This window comes from Rickettsia sp. Oklahoma-10 (genome assembly GCF_039954865.1).
GTDB classification, from domain to species: Bacteria; Pseudomonadota; Alphaproteobacteria; order Rickettsiales; family Rickettsiaceae; genus Rickettsia; species Rickettsia oklahomensis.
In genome coordinates this window covers 91,397-115,758 of record NZ_CP157197.1, presented here as the reverse complement: position 1 = coordinate 115,758, position 24,362 = coordinate 91,397, and the positions used below count along the sequence as shown (strand labels likewise).

The window sequence follows — 24,362 nt, the reverse complement described above, 5'->3', positions numbered from 1 at the left end:
TATGAATAATTATATTAGTAATTAGAAATTTTGCCTAATGTTTTTTTATTATTAGAGTTGTCTAGATTGATCATTCGTTTTTTGACTAACCATCTTATGAAATTTATTACTTAGTTGTTGTCCTATATTTGTTTTTAATGCTTGTCTAATTGCCTTTGCTTGTTGTTGTGTTAATAATGTATTAGCTTGAGTCTCCCTTAAATTTATACTTTGTCCTTTAGATTCTAAAGTAGTTAGAATGTTCTGCCCTTTAGATAGGTTTATCGCACTATTGCATACGAAAACTCCACAATCGTATGCATTTTCTTGTTGTTTTGTTTTTAAATCTATTATTTTTACATCGGAATAAACTTCGTTAATATATTCTACCACTCTTGGGCGAGTTTCCAATGGCTGACCGGTAGGGTCATTATAGATAAAGGTTATATTACCTTTATCATCTTTACTAGCCATCATGAATAGCCAGTGATTGTGTCCTGTATTGAGTGGTATAATTGGCTTTTTATTATCTACAATTAGACCCTCAAGTGCAGCACGAAAAGTATCTTTTAATAGTGCCGGTTCTTCTAAAGAGGCATGATGGAATATAGAGAATTTATTCTGATCTATATTTGCTTCTAATATATTTTTTATATCATCTTCAGTGTATAAATAATTAGGTTTTTTTATATTTTCTATATTAGAAATACCAACTTGAGCTTCAGTATTTATAATCGGTGATGATTTTTTTTCAGGTATTTGTATTTTTTGTTCTGCTACCAGTGTAGAAAATTGCTTTTTTGCTTGCAGAGATTCCTCGTACACTTTTTGTGTGATGCCTAATTCTGCCCATGTTTTTGTATTACTAACGGCAGCTTGTTGCTCCAGTTGAATTATAGAAGGTGCAACAGCTTGCAATTCTTGTGTTACTATTAGTTTTTGTTGCAGGGTTGAAGTTACTAGAGTTTGAGGTTTTTCTTTCTTGCAAAGAATACTAATTACTATATCTTTAAAATAGTTAAAAATTCTTCTAAACAAACCTTGCGATTCCGTTTGATTTTCTTTTGGAGGTTGATATGACGTTAAGTGTTCTTTTTTTATATACTCAGGTCCATTTTTTATAATTTTTTCTATATTAAAATTAAAATCAATAGGATTTATTTCAGATCTACCTAAATCTTTTTGAAATTGTTGAGATATTTGTGATACATATTTTTTTAAATTTTCGGCAGCATTGTTTTGATCTTTTAAGATTTCATTAATTTCAAGCTTTAGTCCGTAAATTTGATCTTCAGAGGTAATACCGAATTTAGCAGTTATAAGGTTTATTGCTTCGTCTTCAGAAATAGGCCAAGCTTCTATAATTACTCTACCACCTTGATTTTTAGTATTTTTTATTATTTTATCTAATTTTGCTTTATCAGGTATTGTCTCAGAGAGTAATTGGTCAATTTCTTGATTATATATAAGATTATTAAAAACCGATGTTAAATCTATATTTGTATCTTTAATTGTAGTGGTTTTATCTTTATTTATAATATTTTCATTTATAGCTAAATTTTGATCCGCTTCATTGACAAAAAAAACATGATCAACTTGTTCCATAATTTGCTTCCAGTAAGCTTTTAGTTCAGGATTTTGAGTTAATGAGTTATATTGATCAAAAGTAATAGTAGTTTTTATATTTAGATTTTGTGCATTAATTAAATCTTGTACCTGAAAAATTGATCTTACATTATTATTAAGTTGAATGTTAAAAATCGGTATTTTGCCCTCTTTGTGGGATTGTTCTAAGATCTCTGAAAAAATACGTTCTTTATCGGATATATGTACTTCTTTATTAACTTGTAGCGGGATAATAGGTAGTTTATTCAGTGGGTTCTGATTGTTTATTCTCTCTAATATCCGATCTTTATTGCCAAGTAAAAGAGTAAATATAATAGGCTCAGCCATTATTACTAACCTTTATTAAAGAATATTACATAATTATTAGAATTTTTGAGCTTTAAATCAAGCTATATTTAATAATCCGTGCTTTAGCTTATATAATTTATCCATTTTATGTGCTAACTCATGGTTATGTGTTACCATAATAACTGCAGTATTTTGTTCTCTCGCTACTTTTAAAAATAAATTAAATACTTCATTTGTGGTTTTGGGGTCTAAATTACCAGTCGGCTCATCTGCTAAAATAATTTTTGGCTTGTTAATTAAGCTCCGAGCTATGCTAATACGCTGTTGTTCTCCTCCTGACAATTCTCCAGGCATATTATAGAGTTTTTTCCCAAGTCCTAAATCATCTAATACCTTTGTTGCATCTTGTACTGCTTCTTTTTGATCAAGACCGCTAATAAGTCTTGGCATAATGACATTTTCAAGGGCAGTAAAATCTTTAAGTAAGTGATGTTGTTGATAGATAAAACCTAAATAATGAAGACGAATTAGGTGATTTTTCGTATACTTGCTATTTTGTATGATGACTTGACCGTTTGTAGGTTTATCAAGCAAGCCGGCAATATGTAGTAAAGTTGATTTGCCACTACCTGAAGTACCTATTATAGCGATTAATTCCCCTTCACTAACTGTTAAATTAAGATCATCTAATACTCTAACAATAGTTTTGCCTTGGCTGTAATGTTTTGAGATATTTTTTAGAATAAGAACTTTATTATTCATATCTTAGGGCATCCACTGGATTTAATTTTGATGCTCTATAAGAAGGATAAATTGTTGCAAAAAAACACAATATTATAGATAAGGAGGTAATTAAAATAATATCCTCAGCTCTTACTTTTGAAGGTAAACTATAAAGAAAATAAATAGCTGCCTCGAAAATTTTAGTACCAGTTATACGCTCCAAATAATTCTTGATAGTTTGAATATTATAAGAGAAGGTAACACCAAGGATTATGCCTAGTGTTGTGCCAAGCAATCCTATAAACATTCCATTGTAGATAAAAATAAGCATTATTTGCTTTGTACTTGCTCCCATGGTCCTAAGAATTGCAATATCTGAAGTTTTATCTTTAACGAGCATAAATAAGCTTGAAATAATATTAAATGCGGCAACCGTAATAATTAAAGAAAGAATAGTAAACATAGCTGTACGCTCAACGGTAAGGGCACTTAAAAATGGCGCATTTAATGTTTGCCAACTAGTTACTCTTAACATTGCTCCTAATAATATTTGCAATTTATATGAATATGAAAGAGCTTTATCAGGATCTAAACTATTAATTTCGATTAAATTAATATCATTGCCAAGAGATAAAAATTTTTGTGCTGCGGTAAGCGGCATTAATATCGTTGCTGAATCATAATCATACATACCACTATTGAAAATTGCTATAATTTTAAATTCTTTTGACCTTGGTATACTGCCAAAGGCAGTAGCAACTGAATTTGGTGAAATTAATCTGATCTTATCTCCAACAGTTACACCTAAATTACTTGCTAATTCTCCTCCGAGTGCTATTACGTTTGTGCTGTGAAAATTATCAAAACTACCAAAATTCACATTTTTAAAAATTTCATTTCTTAAACTGAGATCCTTTAAATGAATACCTTTAATAAGTACACCGCTATTATTATTTTTACCAAGAGCTAAAGCTTGACCGTGAGCAATAAATGTTACATGTTTTATATAATCTTGTTTTAGGAGTTTAGCCTTAATCTCTTCATAGTTATCAATGCTACCGGCTTGCGGATTTATTACTATATCTCCATTTAACCCAATAATATTTTTAGTAAGCTCTATGTGAAAACCATTCATAACTGACATAACGACTATTAATGCTGCAACGCCGATCATGACACCCACTAAAGAAAAGGCAGAAATAATAGAAACAAACTTTTCGTTTTTCTTAGCTCTAAAATATCTGAACGCTATTTTGAATATAAAAGCTTGATTAGTCATTTTTTATTTTTCCCTCACTGGAAATTTTACTAACCCAAATAGCGTAAACTCATATTTAGTAATACTACGTGGGATACAAAATACTGTTATAAACAAGTCTACAATTGTAGACCAAATGCCGTTAAAATCAATCTAGCCGTAGTAAAATAGTTGTCATATGTGCTGTGTCGTTTCCGGAATAGCTTCTAAACGCATTAGCAATAAGATGTTTATCGGATATATCATATCAAGAGATCATAATAGAGTAACTATATTATATACAATTAGTATGCTATTTCCTAGTAAGAATAGTATTATAACTATAATTTCAAAATAGAAGTAATTTTTAATACCGCATTTTTAAAAGCGATCACTGCTTGTAAAGCCCATGATCGAGAATAAAGTTGCTATTGATATATAATCCATAATATTCTGAAGTTATATCTAAATTTTGCCTATATAATCTCACAATTCCAATAAATATCTGATATCCTTGTGTAAGGAATATCATTGTAAGTATATAAATATATAACTTTCAGTGATTTGAAAACTGGTTGCATTTTCTTGAAATGCATATTTTCTTGCTATAGCTTTTATGTATTCCTGCAAAAGCAGGAATAACGTTGGTGGCTTAGCTTCTATATTCTTTATAGTTTATTATTTTACTAAAGGATAAATGAATTTTTATACACAGCATGATAAATAACCGAAGGGCTTCAGGAGATCAAAAGCAAAAACTTTTAGTGATATTATACTTTATTTCTTTCAATAAGTAGTATTACGCATACTCTTTTTGACAGGCGTTTAAAATAATAAGTATTTGATGTTAAGTAGTCTCAATCTTAGATGTAAATTTAATTTATTTTTATTCCAACTACTTTATTATTTACCAGGAACATATGTTAAGAATCATTGATTCCTAACATATATCAATTTCAAAAATTAATTAAAATATTACTGATTAATTCCTAAAGCTTGTTTTTGAGCATCGGTGGTATGCTCCATTACCCACTTTTGAACATCAGTGCTTAATATATTATACTGATCTGATGTTAAGCTAGCAACCCAAGCTTGTTGATCATCAGTACTCATAGCTTGTATTTGGGTTATTGTAACTGAAGTAGGGTCGGACGGCATATCAGCAAATACTGGTGCTGAGAAAGCTAGAATTAATAAAATCTTTAATAAATTTTTCATTTTGTAAACCTTTTTTATTTTGTAATTGCAATTATAACAAAGCCACGGTAGCTTTCAAGCTAAATTATATTAAACATTTAAATTTTTTATACTAAGGAACTTTTATTGTAACTAATATATCATTAGACTCCTTACATAACTTGCTTCTAAGGGTAATTGATTACTTCAATCTAGTACATCACATCCTCCACGTATTTTTTTGTACGCTGCGCGGTGCTGCGTTCTGTGTTTCATGAGGGAGACTCCTTATTAGCTATATGAAATTTATTTAAGCTAGCTGTTCTCTACAAATATTCCGATAAATTTCTGAATTTTGTAACAAATTATCATGGGTCCCGCTAGCTATCATGCTACCTTTATCTATTACTAAAATACGATCAGCTGATTCTATACTACTAATTCTATGGGCAACTGATATAATAATTTTCCCGTTCATTATTTTTTTTATAGCATTTAATAATTTCTGTTCGCTTATTGTATCTAAAGCACTCATTGCTTCATCAAGAAGTAAAATGTGTGGCATGCGTAGTAATGCTCTAGCAATAGCTATTCTTTGTTTCTGTCCTCCTGATAATCTAACCCCTTTCTCACCGATTTTAGCATTTATACCGTTATGAAGTTTAGTAGCAAAGTCTTCTATTCCCGTAATTTTTATTACCTCGTTTATTTCATCGTCGCTTGCTTCCATATTACCGAATATAATATTTGATTTTATAGTGCCGGAAAAAACACAGGGTTCCTGCGGAACATAAGCAATGAATTTACGGATTTCGATAGGGTCTAAATAAGATATATCTTGATTGTTAATAAGGATAGTGCCGCTTTTTGGCCAGTAAAAATGTAGTAATAGGTGAATTATAGTACTTTTTCCCACTCCTGATCTACCTACAATACCAACAAATTTATTAGCATTTATCTTGAAAGACATGTTATTAATAATTCTTAAATTAGGTCTTGAATGGTAGGTAAAATCTACATTTTTAAATTCTATTGATACGGAGTCAGAATTATTTAATTCTAAATAATTTTTAAGTTTTGTAGGCTTCTTATTTATAATTGTCATTATTCTCTCCAGTGCTGTAATAGGTAAGTGCATTTCGCTTAGTAGCTCAAAAATACCGCCACAACTAACTCCAGCAATAATTGCATAATAAATAAATGATATAATTTGTCCTGGCGATAAATGACCTTTAACTATATCCGACGCTCCGATCCAAATGACTAAAGTAATTGAAAGAAATATAACAGCTATTGCAATTGCAAAGAATAAAGCACGAATTTTTAAACGTGCTTTACAGTATGTTAAATAGTTTTGTAGTTTAGTATCAAAATCGGCAATTTTATTTGTTTGATTGTTAAAAGCATAAATAGCTCTAATATTGTTAAAAGTTTCATCAATATCTGAGGCTAAAAGTGATTTAGATTCTAGAGCTTTTTTAGATAAAGCCTTAACATGCTTGCCAAATTTAATTAAAGGAATTAATAAGATAGGAATGGTAATAATTACTATAAAAGCGAGTTTAAAGCTTTCAAAAAACATTAATATAACGCCACCGATTAGCATTACTGAATTGCGGATAAAAAAAGATAAGAAATTCACTATAAGTGTAGATATTTGATCTATATCATTTGTTAGGCGTGAAATTATATCACCGATTTTTAATTCTTCAAACTCTTCAATTTTATAATGAATTAAATTACTATAAGCTTCTTTTCTCATTTGATTAACTGTCTTTTCAGCAACATTATTGATAAAATATGAACGGAAAAAACTGGCAATACTTAAGATGATAATTAATAAACAAATATATAATATAGATTTATCAACTGATAAAATATGGTCTTTGCTCAAGCCTTTATCAACTAAATTTCTAAAAATATTACCGATGAGTAATAATGAAGCTGATACGCTAAGTAAAGAGATCATAACAATGATCAAGTCTTTTGTATAGAACCTTAGATATTTAACCAGTCTATATAAAAGTTTGATACCCATACATGAAGAAAAAAATGGGGCGAGTGACGGGATTCGAACCCGCGGCACTCAGAACCACAACCTGATGCTCTAACCAACTGAGCTACACTCGCCATATTAGTAACTTAACAGCGTAACCTTAGATTATTATAAGAATTTAGTCAAGAATATTTATATTTATGTTTTATTCTTTAGAAAGGTGTGTTATATCCTTTTCTAAAGAAAATTAGAAAATAATGAATAACAAAGACGAAAGGTGGATTCTTCCTTTGTTATGAATTTAATCTTTTTATATTTTATTGTGAATCTCGTGTTATTATTTCATTGGTATACATATTTGATGTACTCATTACCTGTGATAATTTATTATATCAATTTTATAACTCTTTGATTGGAATTTTTCTTTTTTAATTTAAACACTATCTTTAATTACTAGCGACTTGTTTTTGGATAGATATTTTTCTAGTCATTAAAGATTAATATATAATATAAATTATATTATAATTATCTTTTATAAATAATTAGTATATGTAAATGAAAAAATCAGTTAATTTGGTTAGTGGCGGGGCGGATTCTGCTACGGTTCTTGCAATAGCACAAAAAATGGGTTATGAAATCTATGCTATGAGTTTTAACTACGGACAGCGTAACAATGCAGAGTTACGAAAAGTTAGAGAGTTAGTAAAAGAATATAAAATCAAGCAGCATAAGATTGTAGATATAGATTTACGAGCTTTCGGCGGCTCTGCTCTTACCGACAATAATATAAGTGTCCCTCATTATTACAGCGTAAATGCACTACCCGCAGATGTGCCGGTTACTTACGTGCCTGCTCGTAATACGATATTTTTAAGCTATGCACTTGGTTTTGCAGAAGTAATAGGAGCAAAAGACATTTTTATAGGTGTGCATACAAGCGATTCGGCAAATTATCCTGATTGTCGTCATGAATATATTAAATCTTTTGAAGAAATGGCGAATTTAGCAACCAATATGGGAGTGCAAGGTAAAAAAATTACTATTCATACGCCTTTAATTGACATGACTAAAGAGCAAATCATTAGAACTGGTCTTGAACTTGGTGTAGATTATAAAAATACGATATCATGTTATGAACCTACTGCAGATCATTTATCTTGCGGTACATGTCTTGCTTGCATGATACGGCTTGATGCTTTTAAAAAGAATAATGTACAAGATCCTATTAAATATATATGATAAGTAGAGAATATTTATATGCTTCCTTTCCTATACTTGATTTAAACGATATAGTTTTACGTGAGTTAGTTGCAGATGATGCACAAGATTATTTTAATTATATGAGTAAGTTGGAAATGGCGCTTTATATAACTGATAGTAATAGACCTAAAGATTTAGAAGAAGCTAGAGAAGAAATACGTTATTGGTCTAGTTTATATAAAAATCATAGAAGCTTTTATTGGGGAATCGCCCTTAAAGGCAATAATAAATTAATAGGTACTGCAGGTTTTAATATAATAAATCTAGAACATCATAGAGCAGAAATAAGCTACGATTTAGATTGTAGCTTTTGGGGTCAAGGTATAATGTTAAAATCAATAAAGAATATTTTAAAGTTTGCTGATTATATAGGTATTGTGCGAGTCCAAGCAACAGTCATTACAGATAATTTTCGTTCAATCAATCTGCTTGAGAGATGCGGTTTTGCTAAGGAAGGGATCCTTAAGAAATACGAAATAGTTGCAAATGAGCATAAAGATTATTATATGTATGCAAGAATAACATAATAATGTTGTTATATCGCTCGTTTTAAGTCATTTCCGCCTGCGCAGGAATGACTTCCTGTACAACATGCTTGTAGTATGTATAAGAAGAATTTAAATTAAATAAAAAAAGAAAGTTAATGGTAGTAGAAGTTGATAAAAAAGAATTAATTTGTTCATTTTGTAGTAAAAAACAGCATGAAGTAAAAAAACTAATAGCAGGTCCTGCAGTATTTATTTGTGATGAATGTATAGATTTATGCATGGAGATTATGAAAGAAGAAAGTAAAGTTGCATTAAAGCAGATTACTTCTTCAATTCCAACGCCACAAAAAATATGTACAATTCTAAACGATTACATAATTGGGCAGGATCAAGCGAAAAAGATTTTATCAGTAGCGGTGTATAATCATTATAAGAGGCTTGAGTATGTACAATCCGGCAATAATGAAGTTGAGCTTAATAAGTCAAATATCTTACTGATCGGTCCTACCGGTTCAGGAAAAACTTTACTTGCTCAAACGCTTGCTAAAATTTTAGACGTGCCTTTTTCTATGACGGATGCTACTTCTTTAACAGAAGCTGGTTATGTTGGTGAAGATGTTGAGAATATTTTGCTACGTTTATTGATAGCAGCCGAGTTTAATATAGCAAAAGCACAAAAGGGTATAATTTATATTGATGAGGTTGATAAAATTGCCCGTAAATCGGAGAATCCTTCTATTACACGGGATGTATCGGGTGAAGGAGTACAGCAGGCATTACTTAAAATTATGGAAGGAACAGTTGCTTCCGTGCCTCCTCAAGGTGGTAGGAAACACCCACAACAAGATTTCGTACAGTTAGATACTTCAAATATCTTATTTATTTGCGGGGGTGCTTTTATGGGGATTGATAGCATTATAACCGCAAGAACTAATAATAGTTCTATAGGTTTTGCAGCTAACTTAAAGATGGATAAAGAGAAAAATAATAGAGAGATTCTTCAATCATTAGAGATCGAGGATTTAATTAAATTCGGGTTAATTCCTGAATTTATCGGTAGGTTACCTATCGTTACTACTTTAGATGACTTAGATAAAGAAGCTTTAATTACGATTCTAACTAAGCCTAAGAACGCCATAGTAAAGCAATATCAGAAACAATTTGAGCTTGATGATGCTGAGCTTATAATTGAGAATCCCGCGCTAGAAGCTATTGCCGAAAAAGCTTTAGCTAAAAAGACAGGAGCAAGAGGACTTCGTTCAATACTTGAACATCTTTTGCTTGATAGTATGTATAAAGTTGCCGAGTTAAAAAAACATCGTGTTATCATTACAAAAGAGGTAGTGAACGGGTTAGTAGAACCGATAATGACCTCTCTCATTCCTACAAAATCAAGTAAAAAACAACCAGTTCTTGAATATATACCGGCGTAAATATTATTTTACCTGCAAAAGCAGAAATACAAGTAAAACATTAAAAAATGAGTTTTTTATATGTTTATTTTTGTCAATATTCAGGTTATTTTTATTCCTGCTTGCACAGGAATGATATAATAGAACCCATTAAACTTAATTTGTGGTTTTAATATTATCTCATAATAAAATAATTACATATTAAGAGATTTAAATAAATATTTAAGAGGTTTTTATATTTTTTGTTTTAACTTTAATTGAGAATAAGGAACTTTTACCTGAAGAAATTAAACAGTCTTTTCACTTAAAATATAAATGTTTCGAAAAAGATAAGAATACACAAATAAAACTTCAAGAAATATATAATAAATTTACTAATCAATATTAAAACAGATATTAGTACATATTATGGATAGAATTGTGCTACTATGTGTTCAGTAATAGCAATCGCTGATTTTGGATTATATCTGTTTTTATTTTTGTAATTCAGGATTAGAATTTATGAAGATCCAATCTTCATCAACATCTATTAAATATAATGCATCTTGCTTCTTTATTAATATAGTAATCAAGTTATATAAAATATCATTGGTAACTAATTATGTGTTTTTTCAAAAGTTTTACTATAATGATGAGGCAAGACTGACTGTAGGATAGTACTGTAATAATGTTTAAGTTAAAGATTTTAAATTCTAGCAACTTTCATAGATGTTTTAACAATTGCTTATATATCAGATTTAAGTGTCTAGTAGTGCAGGCAAGAATATTTCCGAGACAACCGCTACTATCTTACTTGGCTTTAATAAGATTGTCTCAGGTACAAACAAAATACATTTTAATCATTTAATTGAGTGCTATTAAAAAATACCTACAAAAAGGTATGCTTATATAATTTGGATGATCTATATAATCAAAATCTATAGAAGATATATCAATAATGCTCTTTTAGTCTAACGGAGTCATAAGTGACAAATATCTTTAATTACTAATCTTTTTGACCAAAAACATTATTAATAATAAGGTTATAATTGTTATGCTCTATCACAATTATTTTTGTGTTTTCTTCAATTATATATTTATATAATTGGCAGCTTGCTTACTGTAGAGCCTGGCCTATTAATAAAATTTACTCTATAATATGTTTATTTTTTTTCAGAAGCTTTAATCTTATATATGCTTACACATGAGTATAAAAATTTATTTATAATTTTTCTTCTATTTTTGGCGGATTTTCTGCTGCTATTTCAATAATTTCTGATTTGGAGGAAACAATTTGATAACGTTCAAGGCTTGCCAACATGGTTTTATTCTTTGAATCAATACCAAGTTTTTGAATATTCTTCACTCTTGACATTAAATTACGATTAAACGAGGCGGCAAATTTATCATAATTAGTAACCATATTTTGTAGGTTATTACCAATCTTTTGAGAATAATCAGCTATACTACCTATAGAGCTTAATAACTTTCTCACTTCTTCAATGATTACCTTATAATTTTCTGAGCGGCGATGATCGGTAATTTGAAATCTTGCAAATGATAGCATATTCATAAGTCCTGCAGGTCCTACTGGAAAAATATTACACCCCCAAGCTTTTTGTAAAAATTCAGAATCGGCTGCAATAACTTTCTCCACTGCTTGTTCAGTTGGTAAAAACATTAAAGTAATAACATTGTTAAAACTCTGATCCTTTTTATTTAGATTAGTTAAAATATTTTCAGCATAGTCTTTATTAGCTAGAGATTTTAAATGATAACTCATAGTTTTACTAAGGTTCCCACTATTATCTTGCTCGTCTACTAGAAATTTAGAAGCTTTGGAATCAATAACCATTAAATTACCGGAAGGAAGAAAAATAAGAGCGTCGGGTCTTAGCTTCCCACTATTTGTTGTAGTTAAGCCATATTGCATAATGAAATCTAAATTAGGACGTAATCCTGAAGATTTTAGAATATTCTCAAGCGTGATTTCGGCAAGTAATCCTGCACCTATAGGAGAAAGCAGAGACTGTTTTATCAAATCAACCGTACCTTTGGACTGCTCTATATCTTTATTTAATGCTCCTACCATAGTAATTAATCGCTCAAACTCACTATTAAATTTTCTGGAAGCAGTAGCAATATTTTTCTCGGCTAGCTCTCTTGCTGCTATATTTTCTATTTTGTGTATCTCAATTAATTGCTTGGATAAATCTTTCCCAAGATCAAATAAGGCAGCTTTTGCTAATGAAAACGACTTTTCTCTTATTTTTTCTGAATCCTTAATAGTTTGTTCTTGATATTCTATTTTACACTTTAATTGCTCAATTGTCTGTAAATATCCTATTTTTTCTTGGTTCAATAATTGGTTATTATTGTTAATTTCTAGATTCTGTCCTGATAAGAATTGTAGTTGTGTCCTTAAGGTTTTAGTTTTTATATAAAACCAAATTGTTAAAGTTAATAAAATAAATGCTGTAGTTATGATCACTGGTAACAAGTAAGGCATATATTTTATGTGACTATTACGTTGTAAATATTAAAATGGTCTTGACCAATTCAACATTTACTTGTTTTTTTCTAAACTATAGAGTTATTATAATATATAGCTTATATAAAAAGCAAGTTGAAGAATATCTAAAAATAAGTTCGTATTTATACGCGGAGCAAGACAAGTAGGAAAAACTACAAATATTAAAACAAGTATTTAAGTTTGGTCCCAATTCACCTTAATACTGGATGAAATTCATAAATATAAAGATTGGAAAAATCTTGTAAAAGGATTGTATAATAAATAATGCGGAGAAAAATATTGAATTTATTATAACTGTCAGTGCTAAATTAAATATATAAACGGTGGTGATAGTCTAAGGATGGGGCATACATAAATTGAACTATACATCGGTTATCGGTATCTGAAATAGTTAAAAATTTTGATAATAACATTGATTGTATGAAAAATCTTAAAAATATCACTACCGATGAATTTGAAGTATATTAAAAAGCCACTACAACATTTTATAGAATATAGAGTGATCAAAGATTTGAGCAATTATTTAGGGAAGAGATATACTGAAGATATGTTTATTCGTTAGAATTACTTGCTATCGTTATAAATGATCTATACAAATCTTGCTAACAAAATTAGAGTTTTAGATCAACAAATAAGGAGGTGGTTTGTTTGCTATAGAAAAACATTATTATTGTTTTGAGCTTAAACCTTGGTATAAAAATGTTGTAATATAAAGAACCTAAATATTATCTTTGGGACTGCTCACAAATATAAAGATATAGGAGCAAAGTTTGAAAATCTTGTTGCTTCTCATCTTGTAAAAACCGTATATTTTTGGAATAAAACAGGACTTGGTGATTTTGGTTTATACTATCTTTGTGATAAATAATGTGAAATAACTATATTAAGGATAACAAACCTGAGATTTTAGTGGAAGCAAAAGTAAGTAATTTAGTAGTGTCTCTTAGTTTAAAATATTTTTATGCATTACTTAAACCTGAATTTAGTTTTCAAGTAATTCAAAATAAACAAGCTATTTCTAATTCTTGCTTTGATAAACCGGTCTTATTGAGATAGTACCTGCTATTACTTGTTTTACCTTAACTTATTTAATGCGAATTTTTGCAAAAACAGGAATCCAGCCAAATGTATAAGAAACTTATTTTTATACATTATATTTTATCAATAATATATAATTTTGTATTAATATTATAGATTATTGTGTCTAGGATTTCCGCTGTTGTTAGGATGAAATCAGATCCATGCAACAACGCTGCTAGAAGTATAAATTTATCAATATTCGTACAATAGTGAATTTTGTTTACACATGCACATCTATAATAAGCATTCCATTACAAATGTCGAAATAGTTATAACCAACTCAACATTTAATTAATACGCTTTATCCTCTATATCACTAAAACTGGCTGAATTGACTATATTTACTTTATCTTCTAGTGGTTCGAACGGCTGAGCAGGTTTTAACAATTCTGGTGTAAGTATCAATTTGCTTTTTTGCTCGATATTTGATAAAAAAGGCATATGTAAGCTGTGGGAATTCTGTATCAGTGCATACTTATCCCATTCCGGATATTGCCTATTTAGCTTTCCTATAGGATCAGCTGGACCATAAACCTCTATACTACCGAATTTATATTTTTTTAATGGGTATAATTCATTATAATAAAACGCATCATTTGGGTACTTAGTTCGAACTGCTAAATTAGAGTATATAACTTTATCTTTCTCTTGATGAAAAATGAAAATATCCAAACACCCTGTTTTACATATATTATAAGTTCTCTTGTAGGAAACAGTATAACCGAGCTGCTCAAATTGCGGTAATATTTGTTGCAGACGTATTTCGTCTTCATGCATAATACCGATATCTAAATCATCATCAAAAGGAATTATGCCTTTATGTCTTACTGCACCAAGTAGAGTGCCGAATTCTATCCAATAATTAATATTATTCTTGCTAAGTAGTTCATGAGTGTCTTTCATTAGCTGATAAAGAGCAATAGTTTTTTTCTCACTAATTCTGTATTTTTTTACTTGTTCATCACTTAACAGTACATATCGCCAATCATGCTCTAATATATAAGCATAAAAAAATATACCGGCAAAAATAATAAGAATTAAACCTAAAATATTTTTAAAGGATAATATCGACTTTAATTTTATCACCTTGAGTCTCAAATTTTAGTTCTTCTGCTGATGTAACATTTTTTAAATCTTCTGCTAATTCTTCAGATAATACTATACCACTAATTTTAAGCAATTTTATCGGAGCTTTTATAGATAACTTCTTCTCAGCTTTGAATTTCCTGGTGATATCTAGGATTTTAAGCAGACCTTCTACTTGTTTTATATCGATATTGTAATGTAAATTATCATAGTTAGCGAAGGTACCTTTTATATGGATAGATTCTTTATCATTGTATAATATTTGGTATAATTCTTCGGTAATATGTGGCATGAATGGTGCAAATAGTTTCAGTAATGTTTGCATCACATGATATAAAGTTAATATGCTACTATATTGTCCGCTTAGGTTTTTATTTTCTTTATCATACGCTCGTGTTTTACTAATCTCTAAATAATTATCACAAAATACTGCCAAAAAGAATTTTTCTGTCAAATGCATAGCATTTGCATATTCGTAGTTTTGTAATTCATTTGTGGCTGCCTTAACTAGCTCGACTAACTTATTAATCATCCATTTATCAAACTCGTTAGTGATTGTTTCTTTAACCTCTAAAAGCTTTGCTTTTTTATCTTCATCTTTTAATTTATCAAAATGAATAGAAATAAATTTAGCAGCATTCCACAGCTTATTAACTAGTCGTTTGCCGTTTTTCATAACGTCTTCCGAGTAGATAGTATCAGCACCTAGTCTTGAATTTGCCGACCAATAACGTATTACGTCAGAACCGTACTGCTCTAGTAGCTTTTCAGGAACTAAAACATTGCCCTTAGATTTTGACATTTTACTTCGATCTTCAGCTAAACACCAACCGCTTACCATGATATTTTTCCACGGCAAAGTATTTTGATGTAGATGTGCTTTTAGGATAGTATAGAATGCCCAAGTCCTGATAATTTCATGTGCCTGAGGTCTTAGATCCATCGGAAATAATTTATCGTGCCTATTTTTATTAGCAGTGAAATTATCAGAGATGCCATGAGTTGAAAGTTGCGGTGAAGTGGAGCTTGTTGCCCAAGTATCCATGACGTCTAGATCAGGTTCAACTTCATCTCTACTATAACCAATAGGTAAATCTCTTAAGGGATCAACTGGTAGCTGTGAAATGTCAGCATATAAAATCTTACCTTCTTCTCCTACTCTCTTAGAGTACCAAACAGGAAACGGTACACCGAAATAACGCTGCCTACTTATACACCAATCCCAGCTAATAGCATTAATCCAATTGTTTAAACGAATCTTCATATTTTTAGGATGCCAATTTAGCTCGTTTACTCTTTTAAGTAATGCTTCTTTATGTTTTATTGTTTTAACGAACCATTGTGGCACGGTTAAAATTTCAAGTGGTGAACCTGACCTTTCGGCACATTTGACTATATGAGTTATTTCTTCTTGTTTAATAAGTAAATTCTGCTCTTTTAAAATATCTATTATTTTTGCTCGAGCTGCTTTAATTTTTAATCCGTCTATACCAATATCATTAGGGAAGTCTATCGTACCTTTTTTGGTTATAATAGTTTTTAAAGGCAGATTATGCATTTTCCACCAAGTAATATCTGTTTGATCACCAAATGTGCAGCACATAACTAACCCTGTACCTTTATTTTGTTGTACTAAAGGATCGGCAATCAGTGGCACTTTGTCTTTAAAAATTGGAGTTATAACAAATTTTTCTGCTAGATGCTTATAATGTCTATCATCAGGGTGATACAATACCGCTACACAAGCCGGTAATAACTCAGGTCTTGTAGTTGCTATAGTAAGTGGTTCTCCTTGCTCGGTTTTAAAGGTGATATAATTCATAAACGAGGTTTGTTCAGTGTCCTCAATATCAGCTTGAGCAAGAGCAGTACCGTCTACCGGATCCCATAATATAGGCTGATCATTGCGGTATACTTCGCCTCTCTTAACTAAATCAAGAAAAGACATTTGGGATATTTTGCGAGATAATGGACTAATAGTTTGGTACTCTAAACTCCAATCAACCGATAAGGCTATTTGGTTAAATAGACTTCTAAATTTTTCTTCTTCACATGTTACTACCTCTTCGCAAATTTTTATAAATTCGTCTCTTCCCATATTATAAGCTTTGATCTGCTTCTGTTTTTCAACGAGTCTCTCGGTTGGTAGTCCGTTATCGTCAAAACCCATAGGATAAAAGATATTTTTGCCTATCATACGCTGAAATCGTACAATAAAATCAGTTTGCGTATAGCTGTAAACATGGCCAATATGTAGCTGTCCTGAAACAGTCGGAGGCGGTGTGTCAACTATATAAGTTTCTTCTTTTGAAATATTTGGATCATAAGCATAAATTTGTTTTTCTTGCCAAATTCTTTGCCATTTTTTTTCAGTTTCTGTAAAATTATAATTTTTCTGAAATTCTTTCATAGATTTTGTAGTTGATTCAAGAATGTTGTTATATGTTGATTATGACAACAGAAATGTTACGTTTCTTTTCGAAGATATGGAGACTTATAATTTCTGCAAGAGATACTTGCACAAGTATTGTAGTTTTTAAGCTTATACAAAAAAATCACTTTTTACAATTGAACTAATGAAGATATCTTTAAGATCTGTAAGATCAGCGATAAAATAGAACCTTTGAATTCTTTAGAGAGCATTTTTATTCTCACCTTTAGTCTCTCCTACTTAATACCTTAGTTGTCTTCCTTGTATCAGAACCTGCTCTCATATGTTTTTCTGCATATTTTGTTCTATAGTTTTCATAACGCTATCCTTATAATTTATATTATATAATGTGGTAAATACTTGTAATAATTCCTGTTATTTCTGTTTTGATAATTTTATGTCGGTATACCATAAAAATGACCTAAGGTAAATATAATCTTTCTCTTTGTATAAAATTTTAATATGTTTAAACTATGTTAAAAATTTCTCACATAGTTTCATTCCGCATATGGATACATATACTCCAGTATGCCTAAATGCTTTTTCTTTACAATTTCATCATCTGATATAGCTTGCAAAGCATAATAGTTTATAGTCTGCTGTCATTAATTCCATCATGTTATCAGTAAATAAACGCTATAGATTTTTGTGAGTATTGCTTTTACCATTATAAATAATTCAATCATAAACTAGCGTCAATTTATTTCTGCCTTTCTTAATATCTTGCACATAATAATAACATATATTTTCATAACCGCAAAGTTGTCCACTAATCAACTTTGATTGAACTTATAATTAGTATATAAATAAATACTTCTTCTTTATTCTTAGCACTATATTTGATAACTATACCACTATATTTCTTATTTTAAAGATTCCTCTATTATAGCTTTCTTGCTTTATTACTATTTTTAACCAATCTACTAAGTTCTTAAGATCATCAGGCAAGTAATATTCTAGAAATGCTTTTACTGCTACCAGATTGGTCATTATTCTTTTTACTAAAGAATCGTATTTTTATTTTTCGACCATAAAAAATCTAGTAGCTTTATTTTGCAGCATAGCGTATTTTATCTTAGATTATATGCTATATTTATTTAAATTAAAGTTTAATATAGTAATGCTAAATAAACTTTTACTTATTTTAAAATTAATGCGGGCAGATAAGCCGGTAGCTTATTTGCTAGTTTTATTTCCTGCCTTATTTGGATTATTATTAGCAAATCCTTCTAACATAGAATTAGCTCAGTTATTACCGATATTTATTTTAGGCAGTATAACGACTAGAAGTAGTGGATGTATTATTAACGATATATTTGATCAGAAATTTGATAAGCATGTAGCAAGAACTAAAGATCGACCTTTAGCAAGTGGTGTTTTATCTGTTTCTTATGCTATTTTTATACTCTTTGTTCTTAGCATTATTTCGCTGTTTATTTTATTACTTTTAAGTAAAACAGCTATATATATGGGTTTTTTTGCAGTAATAATGATTAGCATATATCCGTTAATGAAACGTATTACCTACTTCCCACAAATATTTATGGGCTTTACCTTTAAGCTAGGAGCATTAATAGCTTATGCGGCAGTTCAGGATAAGCTTGATATGGCAGCAATTATTATGTATTTAGCATGCTGTTCTTGGGCAACCGGCTATGATACGATTTATGGCTTTATGGATATAAAAGATGATAAGAAAATAGGAGTAAAATCATTAAGCATATATTTAGAAAACAAGCATTATAAGTTTTGGATTTGTGTATGTTATATAGGTTTTATATTATTATTTCTTCTAGCAACAAAGATAGCTAATCATAATATCAACTATCTATCTATCTTAGCTGCTTTGATTTTATTGATATTACAAGTAGCAACTCTAGATATTCAAAGTCCTGCTAATTGTATGACAAGGTTCAGAGCTAATAATTATGTCGGTATATTATTGAGTTTGACTTTTTATTAATTGCTCACTCTTACAGCCCATAAGGTTATTGCAGAGATTACAGTTATATAAACAGCAATTGACAAAGAGCTACCTGTTACATGCCAAAGTATTAGGCAGGTAGACGGGATGAGACGCCCGATTAGTGAAGAGCCGATACTACTGCCAATACCGACTAGCATATATTTATCTGCGGTTTTAAATAAATCATTTAGCCAACAATTTAAAGGTGCTAGGAAACTAACGCCCAGTACTATAATCCAGATACGTACAAAATTAACATACCATATAGACGAGTGATTCAAGAATAACCATAGAGGAATTATACTTAAAATCATTATAATAAGAGTGCCGCTTAGTATTTTAAGATAATGTATTTTTTTAGTTAAATGCCCAATTATTGGAATCATAACCATATCGAAAATTAGAAATTCAGTATTAAACTTCATCATTGTTTCAAGTGTTATATTTGTTATAATAGGAATAAAACTATTCATAAATACAAAAGGCAATATATAGGTCATATATGAGAAGCCTAAGGCAAAACTAACCCGCAAAATACTTAGTTTATTGTTCCAAATTGTAACAAGACTCTGTAAAAATGTTATTCCCGCGAAAGCGGAAATCCAGAAACCTTTATTATCACCCTGTGGTTTGACCACGGGGGGTAGAAAATAACTTATAGTATTAGGGTTTTTATTGGATGCTGTGGTCAAGGCGCGGAATGACAGTAAAGTGTTTATTCTAATGAAATCACTCTTCCTTAAAAAATAACCTGCAAGAGCTGTAAACCCACCGAATATAAAACATAAACGCCAATATTTATTATAATCTACATTTAAAACTATAGTGCTGATAAATGAAGCAAGAATAATACCGACCATAGTAGAGGTTTGATAAAGATAAGAAGCTTTAAATGCTGTTGTTTCATTTTTATTTTCTAAAATATATAATTTAGCAATAGTACATTCACCCTCGGAATATACTCCTTGCAACGTTCTAAGCACAATTAATAATAGTGGTGCAAGCCAGCCTATTTGGGCATGAGAAGGTATGAGACCAATTAGAACAGTGCTTAAAGCAACTCCAATTAAAGAATGAGACAAAGCAAAAACCCCGCCGTATTTTTTAGCAGTAATACCAAAAAAATAAGCACCAAGTGGACGTGTAAATAAAGAGGTAGCAAGAACACTATAGGTAAGTATTAAGGCAATGACTTTATCATGATTTGGAAAGAAAATATCGGCAAGGAATGGTGCAAGAAACCCATAAAGTGCAGTATCGAAATGATCCATTGTATTACCGATTATGATAGAAAGATCCCGTTTGCTTAACGAATGGTTCATATGCTAATAATTTAAAATTTGAATGCATTATAAGTATATAATCTCCCTTGTAAATATTTTTTTAAGAGATATTATTGTTATAAAATGATGAGTTATTTCCCTATGTTGTTCCTGCTTATGCAGCAGGAATGAAATTGAACCGCTTTTTACTATCCACATTGGTAAGCTTTCCGCAGAAATAACACATCATTTATTAAGTTTTAAAAATGACTGAGATTAATGAATAATTTGAAACAAGGAAAGTTTATTACGTTTGAAGGAGGGGAGGGGGTCGGTAAATCGACCCAATCTCAAATGCTCTATGAATATTTAAAATCTCAAAATATTCCTGTTATTTTAACTCGTGAAGTTGGCGGTACTATCGTAGCCGAGAAAATACGTGAAATTCTGGTGCATGAAGAATTACTTCCAATGTCTGAGTTATTACAAGTTATGGCAGCACGTTATGATCATATGGTTCAGAAGATTATACCGGCTCTACAAAAGGGGTATATTGTAATATGTGATAGATTTCTTGACTCAACTGCATGTTATCAAGGATTAGAGTTAGAAAATGGCATAGATTTAGTATATAATCTGCACAAAACTTTAATGCCTCCTTTTATGCCAGATATTACCTTCTTTATTGACATAGAGCCCGATACTGCTATTAAGAGAGTAAATTTACGAAATATAAGTAATAAATTTGACAAAAGAGGTATAGATTTTTATAAAAAAATCTATGATTGTTTTAAAGAATTAAGTAATAGATTTCCAGCGAGAATAAAGACAATTAAAGCTTCAGATTTAAGTCTGCTTGAAGTACATGAGTTAATAAAAAAGCATTTATGAAGAATACTTACTATATCACGACCCCTATATATTACGTTAACGATGTTCCCCATATCGGTCATGCTTATACCAGCGTTGCTAGTGATGTAATTGCCCGTTTCATGCGCCTTTGCGGCTTCGATGTAATATTCCTAACAGGTACCGATGAGCATGGGCAGAAAGTGGAAAAAGCAGCTATTAATAACAATATCGATCCTCAACAATTTACTGATCAGACCTACAAGAGTTTTTGTCATCTCATGACCTCTATGCATATTTCTAATGATGATTTTATTAGAACAACGGAAAATAGGCATAAAGAAGCTGTAGCTGTTTTTTGGCAGAAATTACTAGATAACGGTGCTATTTATGAGGGTTTTTATGAAGGGTGGTATGCAGTACGGGATGAAGCTTTTTATGATGAGTGGGAACTTACTAGTGATGGCTTAGCACCGACGGGAGCTTCAGTTGAATGGGTTAAAGAGCCTAGCTACTTCTTTAATCTTTCAAAATGGCAAGATAAATTACTGGACCTTTATGAGCTAAACCCTGAGTTTATTAGACCTATATCAAGGCGTAACGAAGTAGTTAGCTTTGTTAAATCGGGCTTAAAAGATTTATCAATATCACGTACTACTTTTAATTGGGGAATAAAAGTCCCAAATAATGAAAAACACGTAATTTATGTTTGGCTTGATGCCCTTGTTAATTATATTTCGGCGCTCGGGTATCCTGATGCACAAAGTAATTACGGTAAATTTTGGCCAGCGGATTTACATGTAGTCGGTAAAGATATATTACGTTTTCATGCCATTTATTGGCCTGCTTTCTTAATGGCTGCTGAAATTCCTCTGCCGAAAACAATTATGGCTCATGGTTGGTGGACAAATGAGGGACAAAAAATTTCTAAATCTCTTGGTAATACCATTGATCCGATTAAGTTTATTGATGAATTTGGTGTTGATCAGGTTAGGTATTTTTTGATGCGTGAAGTCACTTTTGGTGCAGATGGTAATTTTGCCCGTAGTAATCTAATTACTCGAATCAATAGTGAGTTATCAAATAAAATTGGTAATTTATTACAGCGTACTATGACTTTTGTTTATAAAAATAATAATGGCAAAGTGCCGCTACTTATGCAAAGCGTTATAGATAAAATATATGAGCTACCAATTTTAAAAGCTGCAAGTAAATTTGCTAAGCAGAATATTTTATTGATGGAAAAAATTGAAATTAATAAGGTGCTTGAAAATATTATTAATTTGGCTGAAGAGGCAAATATCTATATTGATAATGAAGCTCCTTGGAATTTGAAAAGAACCGATCACGATAAGATGTTAGAGGTGTTATATGCTTTACTAGAGGTTTTACGCTATATTGCGATAATGCTTCAACCTTTTATGCCGACTTCAGCAAACAAAATGCTTGATCAGTTAGGGGTAAATAAAAAAGAGCGTCTATTTAGGCATTTAGTACGTGACTATGCTTTAACTGTAGGGGCTTCTATTTTAGAACCTACTATAATCTTTCCAAGAGTATAAGAGGTTTAAAGATTATATTAGGATTGTGTCAAGCTAAGGTATGATAGCAAATGCTTTTTTCAATCCAACCACAACAATGCATCTGTAGGTATGAGGTAGAGTACGCTTAACCTACATATATAAAGACTAGAAATATGAATAATAATATTTTGATAGATTCACATTGTCATCTTAATTTACTTACCAAAAATATAGATTTAGATTCTGTCATTCAAAGAGCGTTAGAAAATAATGTGCAGTATATGCAAACTATCTGCACTAAACTTGAAGATTTATCAATTATTTTAGAAATAGCCGAAAAATATGCAAATGTTTTTGCGAGTGTGGGGGTACATCCATGTGAGGTAAATGAAAGTAGCCAGCTCATTACTAATTCAGAAATAATAGAGTTGACCAAGCATCCGAAAATTATTGGAATCGGTGAAACAGGTATTGATTATTATCATGAACCTTACAATAAAAAATCACAAAAAGATTCGCTTGTAGCACATATACAAGCAGCATCTTCCACAAGCCTACCTGCCATTATTCATACAAGAGAAGCAGATGAAGACACTATTGATATTTTAACTTCAGAAATGCATAATAGCAAATTTTCTGGGCTGATTCACTGTTTTACCTCCTCAAAAAATCTAGCAACAAAGATGCTAGATATAGGCTTATATATTTCAATCTCCGGTATTGTTACTTTTAAGAATGCAACCGATTTGCAGGAAATAGTCAAATATGTACCACTTGATAGGTTATTAATCGAAACAGACTCACCTTATTTAGCACCAATCCCTATGCGTGGCAGACAAAACGAACCAGCGTTTGTGAGATATGTTGCTGAGAAAATTGCTGAACTCAAAAATATTACCTCTAAAGAAGTGGCAAATGTTACTAATCATAATTTCAAGACTTTATTTTCTAAATTTGAACAATATATAAAGTATACTTTATAGAATCATCAAGTTGATAACATGTATATTTTACAGTATTTCAATTATTAGTATATTTAATATGGCATTTTGGCATTTAATTGCATAAATGCCATTATTGGTTCTTTTAAAAGCATATGAATATCTGAAATTTACTCCTTATAAAATAGCTAAATGACTTGTAGAAAATTATCCTAAAAAAGCTAGATGTAAAGTAAACACAAGTCAAAATACGAAAATAATGAAAAAGCTCAAGAAGAAAAAATTAAGGAAGTTATAAAGGATTATATGGTTGAAATTAGTAGAGGTGTAGTTTGAGAGTGGCATTAAATCCTAATATTAGAATATAGTCAAGAACCTCAATTAAGGTTGTACTATAGTCGAAATCCTAATTATCAAATTAATAATGAACAAATAACAAGTCTTAAATAAATTAAGCAAGTCAAATAATATAACTGAAGAAGAAAAATGAGCGGTAATTGCATTATATTTTAATGAATTGGATATCT

The 24,362-nt window shown here is 30.4% G+C and carries 17 protein-coding genes, 1 tRNA gene and 1 pseudogene; 7 read left to right on the top strand and 12 right to left on the bottom strand.

Translation table 11 applies throughout. The features are described 5' to 3' along the window. Positions 1-51: 51 nt before the first annotated feature. The 7 genes and pseudogenes from AAGW17_RS00560 to AAGW17_RS00530 all read right to left on the bottom strand — a co-directional run bounded on the left by AAGW17_RS00560 (position 52) and on the right by AAGW17_RS00530 (position 7,159). On the bottom strand, positions 52-1,932 hold the full coding sequence (locus AAGW17_RS00560; RefSeq protein ID WP_347939018.1) for a Ulp1 family isopeptidase: 1,881 nt from the start codon (positions 1,930-1,932) through the stop codon (positions 52-54). A gap of 57 nt (positions 1,933-1,989) precedes the next feature. Continuing rightward, on the bottom strand, positions 1,990-2,655 hold the full coding sequence (locus AAGW17_RS00555; protein ID WP_347939017.1) for an ABC transporter ATP-binding protein: 666 nt from the start codon (positions 2,653-2,655) through the stop codon (positions 1,990-1,992). Then, positions 2,648-3,895 (bottom strand): lipoprotein-releasing ABC transporter permease subunit, encoded by a 1,248-nt coding sequence (locus tag AAGW17_RS00550; protein ID WP_347939016.1) that lies wholly within the window; start codon positions 3,893-3,895, stop codon positions 2,648-2,650. Before AAGW17_RS00550 ends, AAGW17_RS00555 begins: the two co-directional genes overlap by 8 nt. A gap of 3 nt (positions 3,896-3,898) precedes the next feature. Next, positions 3,899-4,440, bottom strand: a pseudogene (locus tag AAGW17_RS00545) (MFS transporter); the annotation flags it as partial. A 388-nt stretch (positions 4,441-4,828) separates the two neighbouring features. Further along, the gene (locus tag AAGW17_RS00540) at positions 4,829-5,071 is read right to left on the bottom strand and encodes a DUF2673 domain-containing protein (protein WP_347939015.1); all 243 of its coding nucleotides are present in this window, start codon (positions 5,069-5,071) and stop codon (positions 4,829-4,831) included. 268 nt (positions 5,072-5,339) lie between these two features. After that, positions 5,340-7,067 (bottom strand): ABC transporter ATP-binding protein, encoded by a 1,728-nt coding sequence (locus tag AAGW17_RS00535; protein WP_347939378.1) that lies wholly within the window; start codon positions 7,065-7,067, stop codon positions 5,340-5,342. Positions 7,068-7,082: 15 nt separating this feature from the next. Then, positions 7,083-7,159 (bottom strand) — tRNA-His (locus AAGW17_RS00530). A gap of 421 nt (positions 7,160-7,580) precedes the next feature. On the opposite strand from AAGW17_RS00530, the gene queC reads away from it, so the two are divergent. The 3 genes from queC to clpX all read left to right on the top strand — a co-directional run bounded on the left by queC (position 7,581) and on the right by clpX (position 10,206). Then, positions 7,581-8,264 (top strand): 7-cyano-7-deazaguanine synthase QueC, encoded by a 684-nt coding sequence (gene queC, locus AAGW17_RS00525; protein ID WP_347939014.1) that lies wholly within the window; start codon positions 7,581-7,583, stop codon positions 8,262-8,264. Next, a complete protein-coding gene (locus AAGW17_RS00520; protein ID WP_347939013.1) occupies positions 8,261-8,812 on the top strand; it encodes a GNAT family N-acetyltransferase in 552 nt (183 codons plus the stop codon). Before queC ends, AAGW17_RS00520 begins: the two co-directional genes overlap by 4 nt. A 116-nt stretch (positions 8,813-8,928) precedes the next feature. After that, positions 8,929-10,206, top strand: a complete 1,278-nt coding sequence (gene clpX / locus AAGW17_RS00515) for an ATP-dependent Clp protease ATP-binding subunit ClpX (protein WP_347939012.1) — start codon at positions 8,929-8,931, stop codon at positions 10,204-10,206. Positions 10,207-11,386: 1,180 nt separating this feature from the next. Here the strand turns inward: clpX and AAGW17_RS00510 are convergent. The 4 genes from AAGW17_RS00510 to AAGW17_RS00495 all read right to left on the bottom strand — a co-directional run bounded on the left by AAGW17_RS00510 (position 11,387) and on the right by AAGW17_RS00495 (position 18,284). After that, positions 11,387-12,673, bottom strand: coding sequence for a DNA recombination protein RmuC (locus AAGW17_RS00510; RefSeq protein ID WP_347939011.1), 1,287 nt, complete (start codon positions 12,671-12,673; stop codon positions 11,387-11,389). A 1,395-nt stretch (positions 12,674-14,068) separates the two neighbouring features. Then, positions 14,069-14,863: a phosphorylcholine transferase LicD gene (locus AAGW17_RS00505; RefSeq protein ID WP_347939010.1), complete on the bottom strand. Its 795-nt coding sequence runs from the start codon at positions 14,861-14,863 to the stop codon at positions 14,069-14,071. Next, positions 14,832-17,273 carry a valine--tRNA ligase gene (locus tag AAGW17_RS00500; RefSeq protein WP_347939009.1) on the bottom strand — a complete coding sequence of 814 codons (2,442 nt, stop codon included), beginning with the start codon at positions 17,271-17,273 and terminating at the stop codon, positions 14,832-14,834. The genes AAGW17_RS00505 and AAGW17_RS00500 overlap by 32 nt, the downstream gene beginning before the upstream one ends. Before the next feature lie 867 nt (positions 17,274-18,140). Then, a complete protein-coding gene (locus AAGW17_RS00495) occupies positions 18,141-18,284 on the bottom strand; it encodes a prenyltransferase (protein WP_347939008.1) in 144 nt (47 codons plus the stop codon). 130 nt (positions 18,285-18,414) lie between these two features. Here AAGW17_RS00495 and ubiA point away from each other — a divergent pair, with 130 nt between their 5' ends. Then, positions 18,415-19,257: a 4-hydroxybenzoate octaprenyltransferase gene (gene ubiA / locus AAGW17_RS00490; RefSeq protein WP_347939007.1), complete on the top strand. Its 843-nt coding sequence runs from the start codon at positions 18,415-18,417 to the stop codon at positions 19,255-19,257. On the opposite strand, the gene AAGW17_RS00485 is transcribed toward ubiA, so the two are convergent. Then, entirely contained in the window at positions 19,254-20,582 is a 1,329-nt protein-coding gene (locus AAGW17_RS00485; RefSeq protein ID WP_347939006.1) for an MFS transporter, read from the bottom strand. The two genes, ubiA and AAGW17_RS00485, sit on opposite strands and share 4 nt — an antisense overlap. Before the next feature lie 219 nt (positions 20,583-20,801). Here AAGW17_RS00485 and tmk point away from each other — a divergent pair, with 219 nt between their 5' ends. The 3 genes from tmk to AAGW17_RS00470 all read left to right on the top strand — a co-directional run bounded on the left by tmk (position 20,802) and on the right by AAGW17_RS00470 (position 23,877). Then, positions 20,802-21,413 carry a dTMP kinase gene (gene tmk / locus AAGW17_RS00480; RefSeq protein ID WP_347939005.1) on the top strand — a complete coding sequence of 204 codons (612 nt, stop codon included), beginning with the start codon at positions 20,802-20,804 and terminating at the stop codon, positions 21,411-21,413. Further along, positions 21,410-22,933, top strand: a complete 1,524-nt coding sequence (gene metG / locus AAGW17_RS00475; RefSeq protein ID WP_347939004.1) for a methionine--tRNA ligase — start codon at positions 21,410-21,412, stop codon at positions 22,931-22,933. The genes tmk and metG overlap by 4 nt, the downstream gene beginning before the upstream one ends. 146 nt (positions 22,934-23,079) lie before the next feature. After that, complete coding sequence (locus AAGW17_RS00470) at positions 23,080-23,877, top strand: TatD family hydrolase (protein WP_347939377.1); 798 nt, start codon at positions 23,080-23,082, stop codon at positions 23,875-23,877. The last annotated feature ends 485 nt before the right edge of the window (positions 23,878-24,362 follow it).

Excerpts from the sequence above, each read along its gene's own strand:
- queC (WP_347939014.1), top strand. The coding sequence starts at position 7,581 with ATGAAAAAATCAGTTAATTTGGTTAGTGGCGGGGCGGATTCTGCTACG.
- AAGW17_RS00560 (WP_347939018.1), bottom strand. The coding sequence starts at position 1,932 with ATGGCTGAGCCTATTATATTTACTCTTTTACTTGGCAATAAAGATCGG.
- AAGW17_RS00510 (WP_347939011.1), bottom strand. The coding sequence starts at position 12,673 with ATGCCTTACTTGTTACCAGTGATCATAACTACAGCATTTATTTTATTA.
- ubiA (WP_347939007.1), top strand. The coding sequence starts at position 18,415 with ATGCTAAATAAACTTTTACTTATTTTAAAATTAATGCGGGCAGATAAG.
- AAGW17_RS00535 (WP_347939378.1), bottom strand. The coding sequence starts at position 7,067 with ATGGGTATCAAACTTTTATATAGACTGGTTAAATATCTAAGGTTCTAT.
- clpX (WP_347939012.1), top strand. The coding sequence starts at position 8,929 with ATGGTAGTAGAAGTTGATAAAAAAGAATTAATTTGTTCATTTTGTAGT.
- AAGW17_RS00550 (WP_347939016.1), bottom strand. The coding sequence starts at position 3,895 with ATGACTAATCAAGCTTTTATATTCAAAATAGCGTTCAGATATTTTAGA.
- AAGW17_RS00500 (WP_347939009.1), bottom strand. The coding sequence starts at position 17,273 with ATGAAAGAATTTCAGAAAAATTATAATTTTACAGAAACTGAAAAAAAA.
- metG (WP_347939004.1), top strand. The coding sequence starts at position 21,410 with ATGAAGAATACTTACTATATCACGACCCCTATATATTACGTTAACGAT.
- AAGW17_RS00555 (WP_347939017.1), bottom strand. The coding sequence starts at position 2,655 with ATGAATAATAAAGTTCTTATTCTAAAAAATATCTCAAAACATTACAGC.
- tmk (WP_347939005.1), top strand. The coding sequence starts at position 20,802 with ATGAATAATTTGAAACAAGGAAAGTTTATTACGTTTGAAGGAGGGGAG.
- AAGW17_RS00520 (WP_347939013.1), top strand. The coding sequence starts at position 8,261 with ATGATAAGTAGAGAATATTTATATGCTTCCTTTCCTATACTTGATTTA.
- AAGW17_RS00540 (WP_347939015.1), bottom strand. The coding sequence starts at position 5,071 with ATGAAAAATTTATTAAAGATTTTATTAATTCTAGCTTTCTCAGCACCA.
- AAGW17_RS00495 (WP_347939008.1), bottom strand. The coding sequence starts at position 18,284 with ATGACCAATCTGGTAGCAGTAAAAGCATTTCTAGAATATTACTTGCCT.
- AAGW17_RS00485 (WP_347939006.1), bottom strand. The coding sequence starts at position 20,582 with ATGAACCATTCGTTAAGCAAACGGGATCTTTCTATCATAATCGGTAAT.